This window comes from Sphaerospermopsis reniformis (assembly GCF_005402885.1).
Taxonomy (GTDB): Bacteria; Cyanobacteriota; Cyanobacteriia; order Cyanobacteriales; family Nostocaceae; genus Sphaerospermopsis; species Sphaerospermopsis kisseleviana.
The window spans coordinates 1-3127 of the sequence record NZ_BJCE01000381.1; the positions used below are offsets into that span (position 1 = coordinate 1).

4 protein-coding genes and 1 tRNA gene are annotated in these 3127 nt (G+C 37.0%); 4 read left to right on the plus strand and 1 reads right to left on the minus strand.

Annotation, left to right across the window (positions count from 1 at the left end):
* From FFR48_RS26610 to FFR48_RS26625, 4 genes are all read left to right on the plus strand, one after another.
* Nucleotides 1–899 (plus strand): GUN4 domain-containing protein (locus tag FFR48_RS26610; protein WP_137669426.1); only part of this gene is annotated, 899 nt, incomplete at its 5' end.
* 224 nt (nucleotides 900–1123) lie between these two features.
* Nucleotides 1124–1339 (plus strand): hypothetical protein, encoded by a 216-nt coding sequence (locus tag FFR48_RS26615; protein WP_137669427.1) that lies wholly within the window; start codon nucleotides 1124–1126, stop codon nucleotides 1337–1339.
* Nucleotides 1330–1680, plus strand: coding sequence for a type II toxin-antitoxin system PemK/MazF family toxin (locus FFR48_RS26620; protein WP_137669428.1), 351 nt, complete (start codon nucleotides 1330–1332; stop codon nucleotides 1678–1680). Before FFR48_RS26615 ends, FFR48_RS26620 begins: the two co-directional genes overlap by 10 nt.
* 579 nt (nucleotides 1681–2259) lie before the next feature.
* Nucleotides 2260–2331 (plus strand) — tRNA-Gln (locus FFR48_RS26625).
* Nucleotides 2332–2438: 107 nt separating this feature from the next.
* Here the strand turns inward: FFR48_RS26625 and FFR48_RS26630 are convergent.
* Nucleotides 2439–2918, minus strand: coding sequence for a hypothetical protein (locus FFR48_RS26630; protein WP_096572687.1), 480 nt, complete (start codon nucleotides 2916–2918; stop codon nucleotides 2439–2441).
* Nucleotides 2919–3127: the final 209 nt, after the last annotated feature.

Consider the following 3127-nt stretch of genomic DNA (forward strand, 5'->3'; position numbering starts at 1 on the left):
GTGAAAATAAGTTATTTTTAGTAGATTTTGGGGCGGCGAAAATAGTCAAACCACAGCAACGCACAGCTACAGGAACAATTATTGGATCTGCTGAATATTGCGCCCCTGAACAGTCAATGGGTAAACCTTTATTTAGTAGTGATTTATATAGTTTAGGGGTAACTTGTTTGCATTTATTAACAGGAGTTAGTCCCTTTGATTTATATAGTCCGATGGAAGGGGAATGGGTATGGAGAGATTTTTTAAATGGTAATGTGGTAAGTGATGAGTTAGGGAAGATTTTGGAAAAATTAGCAAGTCCTATTGCTAAACATCGTTATCAATCTGTGAAAGACGTGATGCAGGAGTTAAATTTTGTAGATCAAAATGTGAGGCGATCGCCTTCTCAAATTTTACCTCCACCACCTCCACCATCTGTTACTGTAACAAGTCGGTATCAAAAACTAGAGAAATTATTAGCAGCAAGAAAGTGGAAAGAAGCAGATGAGGAAACAAGAAGGATAATATTGACGCTTGCTAACCGAGGAATACCGGGTTATTTGGAAATAGACAATGTTCTTAATATTCCAAGTGGAGACATCAGCATTATAGACAATTTGTGGGTAAAGAATAGTAATGGACGCTTTGGTTTTTCTGTACAGAAGCAGATTTATGAAAGTGTGGGGGGGACAACAACTTACAACCGCCAAATCTTGAATAGATTTATAGATAAGGTAGGATGGAGAACAGGAGAAAATTTACTGTCTTATAACGAGATTACCTTTGACATAAAAGCACCAAAAGCGCATCTTCCTTTTTTTCCCGTAGGTTCGATATGGTGGTGGAAAGTAGTTATTAGTTTGTATTCTCAAGATGATTACTGGAAAGCGGTTGTAATAGTTCTGATCTTGCGTTCATAACAGTAAACTGTAAAATTTAAAGATTACAGAAAAATATTAAGTTTGAATCAGGATAACCAGGATTAAAGGATGTACAGGATGTTAATGTTAACCTACTAAAAAATAACAGATATTTTTCTCTGTGTCCTCTGTGCCTCTGTGGTGGTTCGTTCTCAATCTCCTATTCACAGATCCACGACTTAAAAACAAGGTAAAATCAAAGAATGATTAACCAAAGGTGAACAATGGAAAACCAACAACTAAAAGCCCTGATCAAAGAAACTATTTTAGAACTGATAGAAGAAGAAAAATGGACAATTCAAAAAATATTAATCCCAATCTTGAATAACAAAGAAAATGAAGAATGGAACGAGTTTTCCTTAGAACAAGCTATGAGAGACTTAGAAAATGATCATCTTCCTGAATACACCGAATCCGATTTAATAGAACAATGGCAATAGCAGGTCAAATCGTTCTTTTCAGATTTCCGCAAACTAACCTGATACTGGGGAAACTACGCCCTGCACTACTCATCAAACCCCTATCTAATAATAGTTATGATGACTGGTTAGCCTGTATGATTTCCACAAAAACAGGACAAGAAATAGTAGGATTAGATGAAATTATCTCACCCCAAGATGTTGATTTTTCGCAAACAGGCTTAAAATCAGAAAGTGTGTTTCGAGTTTCACGACTAGCTGTAGTTTCCGAACAGATACTTTTAGGAAAAATTGGTGAAATTTCTGAAGCAAGATTAACAAGAATTAGACAAAATCTAGCAAATTGGATTTTACAAGATTAGGTATATTATTAAACCAGATTTAGTAAACCGTGTTCAATCTCTAGTTGCTGATGTAGAAATTGATCTTGATGCAATACTATCTGAAGAGGATGAGTAGCTTGTCTGCAAATCAGCCTTTATATACAACCTGGTCTAACTTTCTGTAAAAACTGAAAATTCTGTATTATAATAAGACAAGTGCTGCTCATAGCATTTCATAGTCATTACTCACCACAAAAAACACTATGCGCTTAAAAAGATGGGAATCCCCCCGTAAACAAGGGAGAAACGACAAAGGCCGGGGCGGTTCAGCCAGAAAAAGACAAATCAAGAAACAACAGCAGATGCTGAGAAACAAACTCAAAGAACAGCAAAAGCCAGAAAACAACCAAAAAAACCAGAAAAACAACCAACCAAGGGAAGGGATAACAACCTTCCCTCTTTTTTTGCCTCAAATCCCTCAGATCCCGGACTTCTTGGAGAAGTCCGGGATCTTCTATAGCCACCTGCTAAGGAATCGGAAATTTTTTGGAAATTTTTTGGAAAAAACCCTTGACAAAACCTATGGTGTGACTGCTATATTATTTAGAGTGAAAGCAGTGGGGCGTAGCCAAGCGGTAAGGCAGCGGGTTTTGGTCCCGCCATCCCTAGGTTCGAATCCTAGCGCCCCAGTATTATCAAATAATTATCAAGGGTAGATTAAAAAGTCTACCCTTTTTGATATTTTGGATTTTATATTTTAGATTTGGGATTTTAGATTTACCAATTACTCAATATTGTTATTTTTCGGGTGATTTTAAAGCTTGATCTAAAATTTCTCTCGCTTGTTCAGCTTTCGCTTTTGCTTCTTGATAACGAATATTAGCTTGGGCGAAATTTTTTAGCACCTTGAAACCTTCCTTGAGACGGGTAATTTCATCCTCAGTTACAGTATTATCAGAAAATAGAACATCAACAGCTTTACGAATTTCTAAAGCTTCAGCGCGGGTTTCCTGGACTTTTAACTTGAGTGTAGCCAAATTACTGAGAACTTGTACAGCTTGGGTAATGGCATCCTCACCGCTAGTATTATCAATAGTTGGTTCTTTGACTTCTATTAACTGTTGAGGACCAAAACCTTCTTCCAATTCTGTGGGTAGTTTATCAGCTTCCATCAGTTCCATCAACTGATCCATTGCTTTATCACGGGCTTTAGCCGAATCTCTTCCAGGAACAGTGAGGATAATTTCTGGACTTTGAGCGAGAGTATATTGAACCATAGTAGGGGAAAAATTTGCTGGTTTACCAAGATGGTATTTAATTTTAACATTTAAATTAATTGGTAATTGGTAATTGGTAATTGGTAATTGGTAATTGGTAATTGGTAATTGGTGATTGGTAATTGGTAATTGGTGATTGGTAATTGGTAATAATTTATTCCCACTGTCCCCAGTCCCCAGTCCCCAGTCCCCAGTCCCCAGTCCCCAAT